The organism is Nitrospira sp. Nam74 (assembly GCF_965152615.1).
Genome location: NZ_OZ224220.1, coordinates 2,168,853 through 2,185,207 on the forward strand (window position 1 = coordinate 2,168,853; position 16,355 = coordinate 2,185,207).

17 protein-coding genes are annotated in these 16,355 nt (G+C 57.8%); all 17 read left to right on the forward strand.

The features are described from left to right. Window positions 1-234 precede the first annotated feature (234 nt). The 17 genes from ACWHYZ_RS10280 to ACWHYZ_RS10360 all read left to right on the forward strand — a co-directional run bounded on the left by ACWHYZ_RS10280 (window position 235) and on the right by ACWHYZ_RS10360 (window position 15,676). Window positions 235-633, forward strand: a complete 399-nt coding sequence (locus ACWHYZ_RS10280) for a GlcG/HbpS family heme-binding protein (RefSeq protein WP_447987162.1) — start codon at window positions 235-237, stop codon at window positions 631-633. A 24-nt stretch (window positions 634-657) separates the two neighbouring features. Next, window positions 658-1,848: a formaldehyde dehydrogenase, glutathione-independent gene (gene fdhA / locus ACWHYZ_RS10285; RefSeq protein ID WP_447987163.1), complete on the forward strand. Its 1,191-nt coding sequence runs from the start codon at window positions 658-660 to the stop codon at window positions 1,846-1,848. A gap of 190 nt (window positions 1,849-2,038) precedes the next feature. Beyond that, window positions 2,039-2,668: an aldo/keto reductase gene (locus ACWHYZ_RS10290; RefSeq protein WP_447987164.1), complete on the forward strand. Its 630-nt coding sequence runs from the start codon at window positions 2,039-2,041 to the stop codon at window positions 2,666-2,668. A gap of 128 nt (window positions 2,669-2,796) precedes the next feature. After that, a complete protein-coding gene (locus ACWHYZ_RS10295; RefSeq protein ID WP_447987165.1) occupies window positions 2,797-3,399 on the forward strand; it encodes a redoxin domain-containing protein in 603 nt (200 codons plus the stop codon). A gap of 53 nt (window positions 3,400-3,452) precedes the next feature. After that, window positions 3,453-4,037 (forward strand): sugar O-acetyltransferase, encoded by a 585-nt coding sequence (locus ACWHYZ_RS10300; RefSeq protein ID WP_447987559.1) that lies wholly within the window; start codon window positions 3,453-3,455, stop codon window positions 4,035-4,037. A gap of 46 nt (window positions 4,038-4,083) precedes the next feature. Beyond that, complete coding sequence (locus ACWHYZ_RS10305; RefSeq protein ID WP_447987166.1) at window positions 4,084-4,725, forward strand: NAD(P)-dependent oxidoreductase; 642 nt, start codon at window positions 4,084-4,086, stop codon at window positions 4,723-4,725. A gap of 421 nt (window positions 4,726-5,146) precedes the next feature. Continuing rightward, complete coding sequence (locus ACWHYZ_RS10310; protein WP_447987167.1) at window positions 5,147-6,169, forward strand: SDR family oxidoreductase; 1,023 nt, start codon at window positions 5,147-5,149, stop codon at window positions 6,167-6,169. 51 nt (window positions 6,170-6,220) lie between these two features. Further along, on the forward strand, window positions 6,221-8,206 hold the full coding sequence (gene uidA / locus ACWHYZ_RS10315; protein WP_447987168.1) for a beta-glucuronidase: 1,986 nt from the start codon (window positions 6,221-6,223) through the stop codon (window positions 8,204-8,206). Window positions 8,207-8,242: 36 nt separating this feature from the next. Then, window positions 8,243-9,262: a lactonase family protein gene (locus ACWHYZ_RS10320; protein ID WP_447987169.1), complete on the forward strand. Its 1,020-nt coding sequence runs from the start codon at window positions 8,243-8,245 to the stop codon at window positions 9,260-9,262. A 125-nt stretch (window positions 9,263-9,387) separates the two neighbouring features. Then, window positions 9,388-9,813, forward strand: a complete 426-nt coding sequence (locus ACWHYZ_RS10325; RefSeq protein ID WP_447987170.1) for a CBS domain-containing protein — start codon at window positions 9,388-9,390, stop codon at window positions 9,811-9,813. 272 nt (window positions 9,814-10,085) lie between these two features. Further along, entirely contained in the window at window positions 10,086-11,354 is a 1,269-nt protein-coding gene (gene soxC / locus ACWHYZ_RS10330) for a sulfite dehydrogenase (RefSeq protein ID WP_447987171.1), read from the forward strand. 7 nt (window positions 11,355-11,361) lie between these two features. Next, a complete protein-coding gene (locus tag ACWHYZ_RS10335; protein WP_447987560.1) occupies window positions 11,362-11,892 on the forward strand; it encodes a c-type cytochrome in 531 nt (176 codons plus the stop codon). Window positions 11,893-12,049: 157 nt separating this feature from the next. Next, entirely contained in the window at window positions 12,050-13,309 is a 1,260-nt protein-coding gene (locus tag ACWHYZ_RS10340) for a hypothetical protein (protein WP_447987172.1), read from the forward strand. Between the two features lie 227 nt (window positions 13,310-13,536). Further along, on the forward strand, window positions 13,537-13,803 hold the full coding sequence (locus ACWHYZ_RS10345; protein WP_447987173.1) for a hypothetical protein: 267 nt from the start codon (window positions 13,537-13,539) through the stop codon (window positions 13,801-13,803). Window positions 13,804-14,143: 340 nt separating this feature from the next. After that, the gene (locus tag ACWHYZ_RS10350) at window positions 14,144-14,569 is read left to right on the forward strand and encodes an OsmC family protein (protein WP_447987174.1); all 426 of its coding nucleotides are present in this window, start codon (window positions 14,144-14,146) and stop codon (window positions 14,567-14,569) included. A gap of 29 nt (window positions 14,570-14,598) precedes the next feature. After that, window positions 14,599-15,081 (forward strand): hypothetical protein, encoded by a 483-nt coding sequence (locus ACWHYZ_RS10355; RefSeq protein WP_447987175.1) that lies wholly within the window; start codon window positions 14,599-14,601, stop codon window positions 15,079-15,081. 136 nt (window positions 15,082-15,217) lie between these two features. Next, window positions 15,218-15,676, forward strand: coding sequence for a hypothetical protein (locus ACWHYZ_RS10360; protein ID WP_447987176.1), 459 nt, complete (start codon window positions 15,218-15,220; stop codon window positions 15,674-15,676). Window positions 15,677-16,355: the final 679 nt, after the last annotated feature.

Here is a 16,355-nt window from a genome sequence, read left to right on the forward strand (position 1 = left end):
CAATCCTATCGCGTCACTGACAGACGAGTTGCGACCGGTACGCTACGCTTCGTTCATTCACCGCACCGAATAGAACAAGCCACAGACAGTGTCGATGTGGAGAGCGATGCACTCCAAGGCGCAGGATCGCTCGTTGGGGAACCGAGATGCCGAGCTCGTTCAACGAATGTATTCCCCTCTTCGACGGGCGAAATTGCACGTTCGAGCGCAGAGTGGATAATCGAGGAGGTCGACATGGTTACGCTTGATGATGCCAGGAAGGTCATTGCCGCAGCAGAGAAAAAAGCCACGGAAATAGGCCAGCCCATGAATATCGCCGTCGCCGACGGCGGAGGCAATCTTGTCGCTCACGTGAGAATGGACGGGGCCTGGATCGGCAGCATCGATATTTCGATCAAGAAGGCCTTCACCTCCCGTGCGTTCGACATCGCCACGAAAGACTTGGCGAAATACTCACAGCCGGGTGCGCAGTTCTTCGGGATCCATGCGTCCAACGACGGCCGCGTCATGATTTTTGCGGGCGGCATCCCCCTCAAACGAGAGGGAAAAGTGGTCGGCGCGATCGGCGTGAGTGGTGGATCCGGCGAGCAGGATCAAACGGTGGCCGAAGCCGGCGCCGGCGCTTTCAAGTGAAGTGTGAAGAAGGAGGAACAAACCATGGCCAGTAATCGTGGGGTTGCCTATGAGGGGCCTGGAAAGGTCGACGTGAAAGGTATCGAGTTTCCAAAGTTGGTTGGTCCCGGCGGGAGAAAATGCGATCACGGCGTGATCCTGAAGATCGTGGCCACTAATATCTGTGGAAGCGATCAACACATGGTGAGGGGACGGACCACAGCCCCGATAGGACTCATTTTGGGGCATGAAATCACGGGTGAAGTGATCGAGGCCGGACGCGATGTAGAGTTCATCAAAGTCGGGGATCTCGTCTCGGTTCCGTTCAACATCGCCTGCGGCCGTTGCCGGAACTGTAAAGAGCGCTACACGGGCGTCTGTCTAAACGTCAATCCGTCACGTGCCGGGGCCGCGTACGGGTACGTCGATATGGGCGGATGGATCGGTGGGCAAGCCGAATACGTCATGGTGCCTTATGCCGATTTCAATCTCCTCAAGTTCCCGGACAAGGCTCAGGCGATGGCAAAGATCAGTGACCTGACATGCCTATCGGACATCCTACCCACGGGATACCACGGGTGCGTCACCGCCGGGGTGACCACCGGCTCGACTGTCCTGATCTCCGGGGCCGGACCGGTAGGCCTGGCCGCTGGGGCGGCCGCGTTCCTTCTTGGCGCCGCTGTCGTCATCGTGACCGATTTCAATAAGGAACGTCTTGCGCAGGCTCGCACGTTCGGATGTGAGACGATCGATCTGTCGCAGAGCGGCACGATCACTGAGCGAATCGAGGAGATCCTGGGAGTGCCCGAAGTGGACTGCGCGGTCGATTGCGTGGGGTTCGAAGCGAAGGGACAGGGCGGGGCGGATCAACCTGCAGTCGTGCTGAACCAATTGATGGAAGTGACGCGCGCACCGGGCGCGATCGGTATCCCGGGGTTGTATGTCACCGAGGACCCGGGAGCCAAGGACAGTGCCGCAAAAACCGGCAATCTGATTCTTCGGTTCGGATTGGGATGGGCCAAGTCGCATTCGTTTTTCACCGGCCAGGCGCCGGTCATGAAATACAACCGCGGCTTGATGATGGCCATCCTCCACGATCGGATCCAGATTGCGAAAGTGGTCAACGTGCAGGTCATCACGCTGGATCAGGCTCCCCAAGGCTATAAGGACTTCGATAAAGGGGCCGCCAAAAAATTCCTCATCGACCCCCATGGCAGCCTGAAGAAGGCCGCATAGGAGACCACGCTGACTGGAAGCAGTTCAATTGTCGCTTGAAGGCCACTACTCGCAACCCACGTCGTGGATCGCCATGATGTAGCGACACGATTCGGGACAACAGGATCGGCAGCGTCACGACCACGGTCGAGCGTGACGCTGCTTGAAGTGCGCTGCTTGAAAGGAGAAGCAATGGAAACACACAGAAACGATGGGCAACGTTATTCGTGAAGGAAAGATTCACGGCTGGGGGCAATCGCAAGCGATCGCCGAACAAATCCGCCGTGCGCACGCAGTCAGTCAGCTGACTGCAGTGCAAAACGAATACTCGATGATGGAGCGCATGTTTGAACGTGATGTCATTCCACTCTGCAACGAACTTCGCATCGGGTTCGTGGCGTTTTCGCCGCTCGCCGGCGGCTTTCTTTCCCGCAGAGTGCGCGCCGACAATCAATGTCACGGCGACGATGTGACACGTGTGATAACCCGGTTCGACAAAGCGAATATCGTTGCGAATCAGCCGCTCGTTGACCTGCTGCATCGCTTTGCTGACGAAAAAGGCGCTACGCCGCCCAGATTTCACTCGCCTGGATGCTCGCAAAGGAAGACTTTATTGCTCCCATTCCGGTGCTCCCGTAAACGTCGAAAAAGGGGCTTCAAAGTGGCAAGAGCGGGAGAGGATTGCTTGCGCTTCCATCTGACAGACAACCTCTTCTCAGCGAGCCGGAGGAAGAGCCGATGCACAGTCGTGCTACGTCCTCCTCATACGACGCAACAAGGCCCCATCCCTCACAACAAAATCGGCGCATGGACGATAGAGCCATGGCAGCTGCCGCGATGATGATGTACTCCAGATGACGCCCCTGCGGCTCTCCACCTGCCGTTTGTGGGGCTCTGGGCGGATCGATGTTCTCGATGTGACGATCAACCCCGGGATACATGGATGATGACGGAGGTCATGGAGAGATCATGAAACCAGGCATACACATCGGGGCGGCATTCCCGGATTATGAACTGTCGGATCACACGGGCACCAAGAGAACACTGTCCGATCTCCAAGGCATGGACCCCATGATCCTCCTGCTATCCCGGGGCCATTACTGCCCGAAGGATCGTCGGCAGCTTCGGCAGTTGGTCGATTTCTATCCGGAATTAAAAGTCGGCTATGCGCGCATCGTGACGATCTCCACAGACAATCTGCTGCAAACGAACGAGTTTAGGGATGGGCTCGGGGCGCAATGGTCCTTTCTTTCCGATCCAGGCCGTAAGGTTCAGAAAGATCTGGACATCGCCGAATACACGGACCCGGATCACGATCCGATGATTCCCCACACTTTGGTGCTCGAGCCGGGATTAAAAATTTTCAAGATCTACAACGGCTACTGGTACTGGGGGCGTCCCACCATTGAAGAGCTTCGACACGATTTGAGAGAGATCACGCGGAGGATCCGTCCCGATTGGGATATCACCACACCCGACCTGCGCGAAGCCTGGCAGCGGGACGACAGGCGAGCGGAATTGTTTTATCCCTATGGGAAAACATTGGCTGAAGTGTTCAAGTCGGCGGAATGATCATGCCGCGCAAGGCGATGGCACAGGTCGTCGATTCAATGAGCGCAATATCGATGAGCCCAAAGAGTGAAAAAGAGAAGATGCTGACCGGTGAACTCTACCGCCCAGCCGACCCTGAACTCTTCGCAGACCATCAACGGGCACAGTGTCTGTTAGCACAGTGCAATATGACCTCTCCCGATGAGATGGACGATCGAATGAGGCTCTTGGGCCGACTAGTAGGCTCATTAGGCGACGGCACCGTCATCAAACCAATCTTTGCGTGCGACTATGGCTATAACATCCGGCTTGGACGAAACTGTTTCATCAATTATCACTGCGTCTTTCTCGACTGTGCGCTGATCGAGATCGGGGACAATCTCCAAATGGGACCAGCCGTGCAGCTCTACACCGCCACCCATCCCATCGATGCGGAGGTGCGACGATCGGGTCTCGAATATGCTCGTCCCATTCGCATCGGCAACGACGTCTGGGTCGGAGGCGGCGCGATCGTTCTTCCGGGCGTGACGATCGGAGATAGGAGCGTGGTCGGCGCCGGTACCGTCGTCGTACATGACATTCCACCGGCCAGCGTCGTTGTCGGTAACCCGGCCCGCATCGTTCGCGTTGTGGACGGCGACGTTAGTCGTACGGTGTAGAGGAGTTTCAGCTGACGCAGAATGTGCCTCCTGGAAGGAGGGAAGGATGAGAATCGCATTGATCGGCGCGACCGGATTTGTCGGATCAGCCATTTCGCAGGAAGCGTTGAGTCGTGGCCATGAGGTGACGGCGATCGTCCGGTATCCGGAGAAATTACGCCCGCATGCGAACCTTCATCCCAAGACAGGAGACATCTATAACGAAGATGAGATGGCTCGCTTGGTGGCCGGTCAGGATGCTGTCATCAGCGCCTTCAGCCCTAGTAAAACCGATCCTGACATCAGAAAGAAACACGTGCAAGGCATCAAATCGATCATCGCCGCCATGAAACGGGTCGGTCTCAAGCGGTTGCTGGTAGTGGGCGGGGCCGGGAGCCTCGAGGTCAAGGCTGGCCTTCGCGTAATCGATACTCCAGACTTTCCTGAACAGTGGAAAGGGACTGCTCGTGCGACTGCGGATGTCCTTGATCTGCTACGTGGCGAACACGAGATCGAATGGACCTGCCTAAGCCCGGCCGCGATGCTGCAACCGGGTCCACGCACGGGGAAATTTCGACTGGGAACGGATCAGTTGCTGGTGGATGCCAATGGACAGAGTCACATTTCGACGCAGGATTATGCCGCCGCCATGATCGACGAACTGGAACGTCCGGCGCATATCCGGCAGCGCTTCACCGTGGGATACTGAACGGCGCTTCGCGGTCTTATGATCATGCTCCCATTCGCATGGGGGCCCTGACGATCGAAACCAGCGGTACATCTGGACGCAAGCCGATGCCGTCTTGTGTCATGCCTGTGAATGCGGTTGATGGTGACGGCCGTCGCGATCGACGATCTTGTCGCAGCATATCGTTCGAGCGGCAAGGGAATTATTGCGTCGGAGTATAGTGGTATCCTCGGTGCGCCCGCGTTGTTCAGGCACGAACACGTTACGACACTCGCGGCGCTCAATGGAGCAGCGGGCGCACAACACATGATCGCCGCTCACAGGTTAGACATTGTGAGCCTGCCGTTTCCAATGGGGACTACAGAGGTGGACACGCCGGAGGACGACTTGGAACTGCAACAAGGAGGGCGTGCTCGCAGGAAGCGACGTGAGGAGAGGAAGTATGGAACACAAGGACTCATTCAAGCTTTCACGACGTCAGATGCTGGGCGGGATAACGACAGGTTTTGTCGCAGCAGTCACGGCTCCGACACTCGCACAACTGGCACCTGACTCGGTCGAGACACGGCAGACAGGCAAGAAGACGGTCGAGCGGAAGCCTGTGACCCAATATCCGAAGGCGCCCTTCCCTCGGCAGCCACAGGAGCCGCCAGGCCTCGCGAGCAAAATGATCCCACGGCCCGATCATGGGGAGGCGAGTTATCAGGGAACCGGCCGCCTCGTGGGCCGCAAGGCCCTCGTCACGGGAGGGGATTCTGGCATTGGGCGGGCGGCTGCAATCGGCTTCGCCCGTGAGGGCGCCGATGTCGCAATCAACTATCTGCCCGTCGAGGAGCCGGATGCCCGCGAGGTCATCCAACTCATCCGTGCAGCAGGACGGAAGGCGGTCGCGCTCGCCGGCGATATTCGGGACGAAGCCTTCTGCAGGACACTCGTCGCCGATGCAGTGCGTGAGCTCGACGGGCTGGACATTCTGGTGAACAATGCCGCCAAGCAACACTCCGTCGACTCGATCCTCGATCTCACGACCGAACAGTTCGATGCGACCTTCAGAACGAACGTCTACGCGATGTTCTGGATCACCAAAGCGGCCATGCCGCACCTTACTGCCGGTGCGAGCATCATCAACACCGCTTCGGTCCAGGCCTACGATCCTTCCCCGAACCTCCTTGACTACGCGCAGACGAAGTCGGCGATGATCGCGTTTACCAAGTCACTTGCCAAGCAGGTGGCCTCGAAGGGTATTCGCGTGAACGCAGTTGCGCCCGGCCCGTTTTGGACGCCGCTGCAAGTCAGCGGGGGTCAGCCGCAGAGCGCCCTCGAAACGTTCGGCAACAACGAGCCCATGGGACGTCCCGGCCAGCCGGCCGAGCTGGCCTCGGTGTATGTGCTGCTTGCCTCTGATGAGTCGAGTTACGCCACCGGCCAAGTATATGGCGCGTCGGGTGGAAAGGGAAATCCTTAATGACTTCGTGCGGAGGCCGATCGTTCCGATAGATCGAGGCATTTCTTTCGTATGAAAGAAGGCGGACAGAACATCAACCGTCGAAAGTTTTTGCAGAGAAGCGCCTCTGTCCTCGCTGCAGGAACCGGCGCCATAGTCCTGCCGCTCGATGTCGTCGGTCGGATGAAGGCGGTCTTCGGCCCGAGCCTTGACGAGCAATATGCCGCCGCACAAGAGGGGGCCGGTGTCTCCTCTCCTCAGCCGACGAACGGGGTTGCAGCCGGTGGTTTACTGTACCCACAGCAGAACCAGGCGCGCAACGTTCTGGATCTCTCCGGGCTCTGGCAGTTTCAACTTGACCCAAAGGAAGAGGGCGAAGCGCAAGCCTGGTTTAACACGTTGCCCGCACCGCGTGCCATTGCCGTGCCCTGCAGTTGGAACGACCTGTTTGATGATGCACGGGATTATCTGGGCCTCGCCTGGTATCGACAAGAACTGTGGATTCCATCGGGCTGGTTCGGGCAGCGCGTCTTTTTGCGCATCGGCTCGGCGAACTATGCGGCCAAGGTATGGGTCAACGGCACTCTCGCGGTCGAGCACCTCGGCGGACATCTTCCGTTCGTCGCCGACATCACCAGTCACCTCATGTGCGATCGGAAGACCGTCATTGCCATCAACGTCGAGAACACGCAACTCCCCGAGCGCGTACCGCCTGGAATTCCCGCCGGCAGGCTGGATGGGATGTTCAGCGGGTTTCCCGCGACAACATATGATTTCTTCCCCTATGCGGGCTTGCACCGGCCGGTCGTGCTCTATTCCGTCCCGGCGGCCGCGCACATCGAAGACGTCACGGTAGTCACGACGACCGACGGCGCCGACGGCATCATGACCGTCACGGTGCAGAGTTTCGGCGAATATGCCGGCAGAGGAAAAATTCAGTTGCGCGACATCGAGGCCGACATCACCTTCCGCGGAGGCTCAGCCCAAGCCACCGTGCGAATCCCCTCGGCTCGGTTCTGGAGCCCTCGCGATCCCTACCTTTATCCGTTCACGATCACACTGACCGAAGGGCAGCGCGTCACCGATGCGTATACGCTCGACATCGGCATCCGTACCATCGCGGTGAACGGAGACCGGTTGCTGCTCAATGGACAGCCGCTCACGCTCAAGGGGTTCGGTAAGCACGAAGACTTTCCCCTCAGCGGTCGCGGTCTGAACCTGCCGGTATGGATTCGGGATTATGAGCTGCTCAGGGGTTTGGGTGCGAACTCCTATCGCACATCGCACTACCCCTACGCCGAAGAGGCGATGCAGCTTGCCGACCGCCTCGGCGTGTTAGTGATTAATGAAATCCCCGCGGTCGGCCTGAACTTCGAAGGTATCGAGGTTCCGACCGCGGAGCGTCTAGCGCAGTGCCGGCAGCAACTCCGCGAATTGATCGCGCGTGACAAGAACCACCCGAGCACGATCATGTGGAGCGTGGCGAACGAGCCGACGGCAGGACCCATCCTCGGTGAGAATGCATCCGAACCAAGGGCCGTTGAGGCGGGTATGCGCTTCTTCGGGCAACTGTACACAGAGGCGAGTCGCCTGGATAAGACCCGCCCCGTCACGCTCGCCGGTGTACAGGGTGGTCCGAAGGAATGGCTTGGTCCCTTCGATGTGGTCTGTATCAATCGCTATTATGGGTGGTACTCTCAGGCCGGCCGACTCGACGAGGCGGCGCAGACGCTGGCGCGCGAACTCGACGACCTGCACCGGTCGTTCGGCAAACCGATCATCATGACCGAGTTCGGCGCCGACGCCATCCCCGGAACGCATAGCACGCCGTCTGAGATGTGGACGGAGGAATATCAGGTTGAGCTTCTGCGCCTTTATCTCGACGTTGCGGCGCAGCGGCCATTCATGGCCGGGCTGCATGTCTGGGCCTTCGCCGATTTCAAAACACGTCAGAGTATCGGCCGCGCTGCCGGAATGAACTTCAAGGGCGTGTTTACCCGCAACCGGCGGCCGAAGATGGCTGCGCATTTTCTGCGTTCGCGCTGGGCCGAAGCCTGATAGAGACGCCGGACGGTCGACGGGAAGTAAACGTGTATGAGGAATGTGCGCACGATCGCATATATCTCGAACGCCGACAGCCGTGAAATCTCTGTCCTCGGACTGGACGAGCACGGCAATGTGAAAATCATCGAGACAGTGGCGGTTGCCGGGAACGTCATGCCGCTGGCGATAGATCCCGCCCGCAAGCATCTGTATGCGTCGCTGCGGTCGGAGCCGTATTCCGTGAGTACTTGGGCCATTGATCCGGACACCGGGAGGCTACGGCCGATGCAAACCGTTCCCCTGGCCGATAATATGACGTATCTCTCGACAGACCGCAGTGGCCGATATCTGTTCGGCGCGTCCTATTCCGGTCACAAAATTTCCGTCAACTCTATCGGCGCTCAAGGCGAGGTCAATGCGAAGCCGCTGCAGGTCATCTCGACCGGCAAACACCCGCATTGTATTGTGATTGATTCATCCAATAGGTTTCTACTCGTCCCCAATTTGGGGGACGATCTCATCATGCAATACCGCTTCAACGAGGTCGGCGGCGGGATAGCGCCTAACAGCCCGCCGGCTGTCGCCACCAAGAAGGGCGCCGGCCCACGCCATGTCGCGTTTCACCCGGATGGTCGTTTCGTCTTCTGCACCAACGAACTCGACGGCACCGTCGCCATGTATGCCTTCCACGAGTCGGGCACGCTGACACCGCACGGGTCGATGTCCATCATGCCGGCCGGGTTCACCGCTAAGCCGTGGACCGCCGACATTCACCTGACTCCGGACGGGAGGTTCCTGTATGCGTCTGAGCGCAGCTCGAACACGATCGCGGCATGTCGAGTCAACGGCGACAGCGGCAAACTGACGCTGATCGGCAACTATGCGACCGAGATGCAGCCGCGCGGGTTCAATATTGATCCCGGAGGGAAATACCTTCTCGCCGTCGGTGAAAAATCCCATGGCTTGACCATCTACGCGATCCATCAAAAAACCGGCGTGTTGCGGAAACTGTCGCACATGGACGTCGGCAAGGGTCCGAACTGGGTCGAGATCATCGCACTGTCCCAGTGACCAGGAGGTGCCACTATAAGTCATCACCCGAGATTCTCGACCAATACTACTTGGACTATCCCCACGCAATGCACACGTTGTCGATGGGGCAGCCGTGGCTGCTCGATGTTGCAAAGGAGACGAACATGGCAATACAGGGCGTACCACCCGCTGGGTTTACGAAGATCGGGCAAATCGATGGAACGCATTCGTTACGTTTCCATGCGAAGCAAAGTGCATTGGCCATAGCCGTCGAACTGCTCTCATCCCATACCTCCGGGGCGCCCATTGTGGATGACGCAGGTCGGTTCATGGGATTCGTTAGTGAGTTTGATCTGTTGACCGCGATTGAAACAGGTCAGAATTTGAGCCAGGTGACCGCCGACCAAATTATGAACAAGGATCATTTTGTCGCTGATGAATCGACGACTATTAGCAGTGCCATCGGCATCATGAAAGAAAAGCATTTGCTGGTGCTGCCGGTCATCAAGCAAGGCAAGGTCGCATATTCGGTCACCCGTCATGACCTTCTGCGAGCCCGCATAGGACTGGGATTGGGTATTGAATTATGAGAACAAGCGTTGAGAATTCTCGTGCGCGAGAACTCGGAGGAGTGCGCCTCTTCGAGCCGGTGACGGCGACGCCGTGATGGTGAAGACCGAAAGCCTGTCAGTTCGCTTTCTGTTGGTCTCCTGTGATGAACACCGAAGAAGAGATCGAATAGACGTTATCGGAGTTCTTCGAAAGAACCTTCGTCGCGACATGAGAATCTGAGCGACGCAGGTATCGGGCTCGTTACCATCTCAAGTTCTCACTGCGAAGGTCTCGTCCAAGGAGGCTTCATATGAAGGAGGATATGCGGAATATGGACCGACGAAAGTTTTTACGACGCAGCGCCTCTGTCCTGGCTGTAGGAGCCGCCGGTCTTGTCCTGCCCCGTGTGCATGCGGAAGAGTCCGAAACAGCCAGGGACCCGATGCGCGTACCGGGAACGTTGCCTCGTCCGTATGGGGAAAGATCGCCGTTTGAAAAGCAGACCAGATTGGGCGGAGCCGGACCAGGGGCGCCTCATGGCTGGGGCGTCAATGCCCCGAATAACTTCAACTCGCTCACGCCGCTTCATGAACTACACGGCATCATCACCCCGTCCTCGCTCCACTTTGAGCGACACCATAACGGCGTTCCGGCCATTGATCCGGCGCGCCATCGCCTGCTGGTTCATGGGTTGGTCGAGCGGCCCCTCATCTTTACCATGAAGGATTTGGAACGGTTGCCCTCCATCTCGCGGATCGCATTTCTGGAATGTTCGGGTAATACGTGGGACGGTTGGCGTGAGGCGCAGGACTTGACGGTTCAGGATATCCACGGATTGACCAGTACGAGCGAGTGGACCGGAGTTAAACTCTCAACGGTGTTGGAGGCTGTCGGTGCTCGACGTGAGGCGACATGGATGTTGGCGGAAGGCGGTGATGCGGCCGGATTGGACCGCAGTGTTCCACTTACGGAAGAAGTCTTGAACGAGGCCATGATTTGTTATGGACAAAACGGGGAGGCGTTACGCCCTGAACAGGGCTATCCTCTGCGGCTTTTCTTGCCCGGCTTCGAAGGCAATATCAACGTGAAATGGCTTCGGCGGCTCAAGCTCGGATCGGCCCCTTTTATGACCCGCTGGGAAACTGCCAAATATACAGACCTCCTGCCGGATGGAAAGGCCTATCAATTTACGCTCGTCATGGAAGCCAAGTCGGTGATCACCTATCCGTCCGGCCAACAGCGTATTCAGCCCGGGTTTCAGGAGATCAGCGGATTAGCATGGAGCGGCCGCGGACGGGTGACAAAAGTGGAAGTGAGCGTAGATGGAGGACGCACATGGCAAGGCGCTCACCTTCAGGATCCGGTGCTTCCCAAATGCCATACCCGCTTTCAGTTCCCTTGGCGGTGGAATGGACAAGAGGCCATTTTGCAAAGCCGGTGCCTCGATGAGACGGGGTATCTTCAACCGACACGTCAGGATCTTGTGAAGGTGCGCGGTACCAGTTCGGTCTATCACTACAATGCCATTCAAAGCTGGAGGGTTGAACGAGATGGACGGGTGCGCAACATATACGCATAAATATGTGATGGCACTCATTGGCGCAGCCGCTCTAGCGCTGGGCAGTGTGTGGGCAGCCTCGTCTGCAGAAGAAAGCGATTATGGAGTGGGCCGGGTTGCGACAGAGGCTGACATCCGTGCATGGAACATCGATGTGTCACCGGCCGGTGAAGGGCTGCCTCCGGGACAAGGAACGGTGAAGCAGGGAGGACAGGTCTATGCGCATAAATGCGCCGCCTGCCATGGGCCCACCGGGATTGAAGGGCCGAAAGACAAACTGGTCGGGGGCCACAATACACTGACGACTTCCAAGCCGATCAGGACCATCGGCAGTTACTGGCCCTACGCGACGACGCTGTACGACTATATAAACCGCGCGATGCCGTTTAACGCGCCGCAGTCGCTGACCCCGGATGAGACTTACTCCGTCATCGCTTGGCTCTTATTCCAGAATCAGGTCATCGAAGAGGATGCGGTGATCAATGCGCAGACGCTGCCGAAAGTGTCAATGCCGAATCGGAACGGCTTTATTCCGGACCCACGGCCCGATGTGCGGTAGCCCATAGAACAGGACGCAGGATCAAATACAAGCAGAATGGACGACACAGGAGGAGAAAATATAGCAGTTCGTAGAACGCGCATGTGGATGCTGGTGCGGTTTGGCACTCGGGTCCGCTATTAAGCGGACTGATGCTGATGCAGTGGGAGATCACCGTATGAACAATTCGGGGAAAACAGTCTCCACCGCTACTGAACTGATTGCCGCAACGCAGGATGCGAGTGTCCGACGGATCATCATCCGCGGCGACTTAACCGACGCGCCGTCTGTTCGTCTTTCTCCTGGCCAGTCTCTCCAAGGTGAAGGCGGTCACAGCGGGATTACCTTCGCCAGTGGGACCGACGGTCTTCAGAGTTCGTCCGATAATCGGATTCAAAACGTTCGCCTTCTCGCATCTTCCGAGAAGCGCGCGATCTTCAACGACACTAGCGTGGATAGTCTTGGACGGATCGAACTTTGCGAGGTCACGACGACCGGTCGGGTTCAGATTCTCGCGCGCGACAACGTGCGCGGGGGCCATCTTGAGGTGAACGGGCTCGTTATCATGGCAGCTAATGCGCGCAGCGAGCGCGAACGGCCTCACGGCTACGGCGTCTCTGTCGTCCAAGGCGCGTTCACCCTCTGGAACATGCAGGCTCAGGATGGCGTTGTCGTCAGTGCGGACTTGGTGGGCCTATCGGTCGGTCGAAACGGTGCACCCGTTCTGGGCAGCGGCGTGCTCGTGAGCGGTGCTGGTGACAAGGGCGGCCGCCTTGTCGTGCGGCGCCTGGAGACCAATGCGGTTTCCAGCGACGGCAAACTCGTTCCCGGAACGCCGGACCAAATCACCGGGGGAGTCTTCACGGTCTATGGCGCTCATGTCGACACGGTTCGGAATCGCGGCCCGGTCGTGACCTATGGCGCAAACGACATGGCGCTGGACAATTGGGGTGTCGTCGATCGTTGGATCGCCGAAGAGAAGATCACGTCATACGGTCCGAGCGGCATCGGGTTCGTCAACTTCGGAACCGTCAATGAGCTGAGGGTCCGCGCCCCGATCGAAACCTTTGGTGTGGGCGCTCGTGGCTTCAACGTCTATACCGGAACAGTAAACTTTGTCGAGTTCGATCGCGTGACCACCCACGCGGACGGCGCAGTAGGCATCCAAATCAGCCAACCGGTCGGCCGGATCGTGGTGCGTCGCGGCATCGAGACCTTCGGCGGCACCGGTCAATCGTTGGTCAAAGGGGTTGTGATGACTCTTTCCGCTGTTGCACTGAGCATCAAACCCGGTGGTTCCGCGCGTGAAATAGATATTAACGGCGGCCTCAAGACAAACGGCCCCGGTGTCCCTCCCATTGAGGACCATGGGACGATCGAATCGTTTCGGGTTGCCGGCGGTTGCGTTGCGGCTGGCGGGGGCTTCGATAAAATCTAATGGGATATTGTTCGACGCGGCTCACGTGAAATAGCCGAAACAGAGCAACAGACTTCGAGCCGAAAGGATCGGGGTTAAAGAGTCCCGAGAAAGGAGCCTCTCTATGAATGAAGAGAATGAGAACATGGATGGGCGAAAGTTTCTCCAGCACGGCGCGTCTCTCGTGGCTGTAGGCGCCGATGGTTTCGTGACGCTGACATAGAACACGACGCATGAGGAGGAGCGTGATGCCTGCGATCACGACGCGGGTTGGCCGTTCGGCACTTCTGCTTGCCGTCAATTCTGCCGTGGCTGCCATCCTGGTGGGATTCGGCAACCGGACCAGGTGGTGGCATTTTCGAACGGGCTCTCAGATGTTGACCTGGGCCGCGTATGGGGGATTAGCCGATGCAACGCAAACTGAGTGTGGCCGAGTCGACATCCTGAGGCGTTGTGGGTGTCGCCGAGCTATGATGCTGGTTCAGAAAATGCGCCGGTGGAACAATGCCTGGTGAACCGATGGCCCGCCAGGCCGCTGAAGGGGGTGATGAGGGCACGAATGACCGGCTCGTGAGCGACCTAATCAGGACGAATGAATTGCAAGTCTGGTTCATTTCGGAACATTGAGTGGACGTGCCGCTTGTTCGGGACAATGGAGCCCGGGTTGCCCCAGCGACATTGAGTTCCAGCAGGCACCCCGCTCCGGCCGCGATGCTTAACCGCGCAGGCGCACAAGGAGGTTCGTCCAGTCGATTGATCTGCCACGCCGGTGAGCGGTTGCAACAATCAAGTGAAAGAATGGGGTATCTCAGCAGGTCGCGATCTTGACACCGTTCAACATGATATGGAGGAACTATGAAACGCAAGGCTTCGGCAGTTTGGCAGGGTGATCTGAAGACCGGGAAAGGCGCCGTATCCACGGAAAGCGGCGTGCTGTCGCAGACGCAGTACTCGTTCACGACACGATTCGAGAGCGGCAAGGGCACGAATCCGGAAGAATTGGTTGCGGCGGCGCATGCGGGGTGCTTTACGATGGCCCTCTCTGCGCAATTGGGCGAGGCCGGATTGGTGCCGGAGAAGCTGGAGACCGCCGCGACGATCACCTTTGAGAAGGTCGATGCCGGCTGGACAGTCACGCAGATTCATCTGGATGTAAAGGGCAAGGTCCCGAAAGCCGATACGGCAGCCTGGGAGAAGGCGGCCAACGCAGCGAAGACCGGCTGCCCGATCTCGCGATTGCTCAATACCAACATCACGATGGATGCGCGGCTGGAGGGCTGACGAATCAAAGATACGATGACGCCCAAGAGGTGGCGAGGCAACCGTATGAACCGGCCCTAAGCCTTACGGACCGCCTCTTGCTTGCCGCCATCTTTGTGTGGGCGTACGTCCGGATTGGATCGGGTGCGATCGGCCAGGACCCGCAGGCGGGCATGCCGAGCGATGAGGATATCCTCGAGCCGTATCGATCCGGCTGGCGCTTGCCGGACGCACGTGTGAACGAGGAGGGGTACCTGAAGGCGGCTGAGAAAGTCCAAGAAGCCTACAAGTATCCGGAATCATCCCGCGACGTCGACCTAGGATTTGATCTTGAAGAAGCGCGTCGCTTTACCTCACACAAGGGCACCATCCTGCTCGCGGATCGCCAGGTCGGTGTGAGTCGCCTTGCGTTTCAATTCAGGCAACGTTCTGCATCCAGGTATCTTTGCTCGGCCGTCATCAGCGGACCTAGTTCGCGCGGCAAAACCATGGTACTCCACAAAAAGAAAAATCGCGGAAGTCCGTCGATGTAGTCCACAGCCCCAGCGACTGCCAGTCGAGTAGGTCTACAGACGGTTACCGGGTGCCTGATAGATGACCTGTCATTTCTCCGTTAGGTTGTTCAAGCAATAAAGAACTCCGCTGCTTGGGTTTGTTCCGAGGATGCTCATGGGCACAGTACAGAGGCGAGTTGAGGATACAGAAACGATCGAGCGGCTGCCGACACCCGGGCGTTCGCCTGCTGGCAATGAAGAATTGGGGGAGACTGTCGGCGAGATCGGCGCAGCGGCGTTAGTTGCGGCCTTTGCCCTTTTAGCCCGTCGGGGCATGGGGCCTCTCGCGTGGACCGCATTCTTTCGGCACGATCCCATCGCCTTTCTTTTAGATACCACCAGTGATGCTATCAACCTGTGGAGGTCGAGCGGAGAACTACTGTATCGAAACCGTGCGGCTGAGCGATTGAAGATCGGCGGCCCTGAAGAATCAGCGAGAGAGGTCTGGTGGCCAAGAGGTCGGCGATTCGAACGTCGATGTTGCCGGTTTCGATGTGGCAGTGAGGAATACATGATCGAGGTCATTGGGAGAGGAGCGGAGTCGATCGATGCCACAAGATTTGGCCGGGAATGAGGCTCCAATCGGACAATAAAGGTGAGAGGTCTGGCCGCTAAGTATGGCCGTTAGCGAGCAGATCATGTCGGGTACCACTTGGTGTGGCAACACATCCCTGCAGGAAAAGATTCTCCACGTAACCCGCGATTCTTCTGCCATCTCTCTAGCAACGAGTGAACGGCTGGCCCTGAGCTCTAGTCAACGTAATGCGACCAAGCCCGTTCACGCAACAACACTGGTTCTGGCACCGAGCTAATGTTGCGTTCACGCAGAGCGAAGAACAGCAGCAATTGAATGATAAACAATAATTGCTCGACCCGCCTCAATCACCAATTTGTAGCAAGCGATGAACTTCACTTGACCCTGCTCTCCGCACCGGCGCTGGAGCGCACCTCTCCACTTGGGACCCAGTGGCTAATCGGCTCTCCAACTCCGTAAAGACCGGATCTTTGGCTTGCAGCCACGTTTCTGCCAGTGCGAGATAGGTTCTCTTCTTTTATGTCGACGTGACATTTACTGGTATGAAACAGATGGCGCCAAGGCCGTCAGTAGCGAATAGTGATAGGTGTTTTTCCAAAACTCAAAAGCTGGCATAACGCGACGCGATTAATGAAACCATGCGTTTCTCAGGTCAGGTGCTGCTTGATAAACCTCTGGGAATATTTGGAATTGTCTCGACCAGCTTCTGAAGGAAACA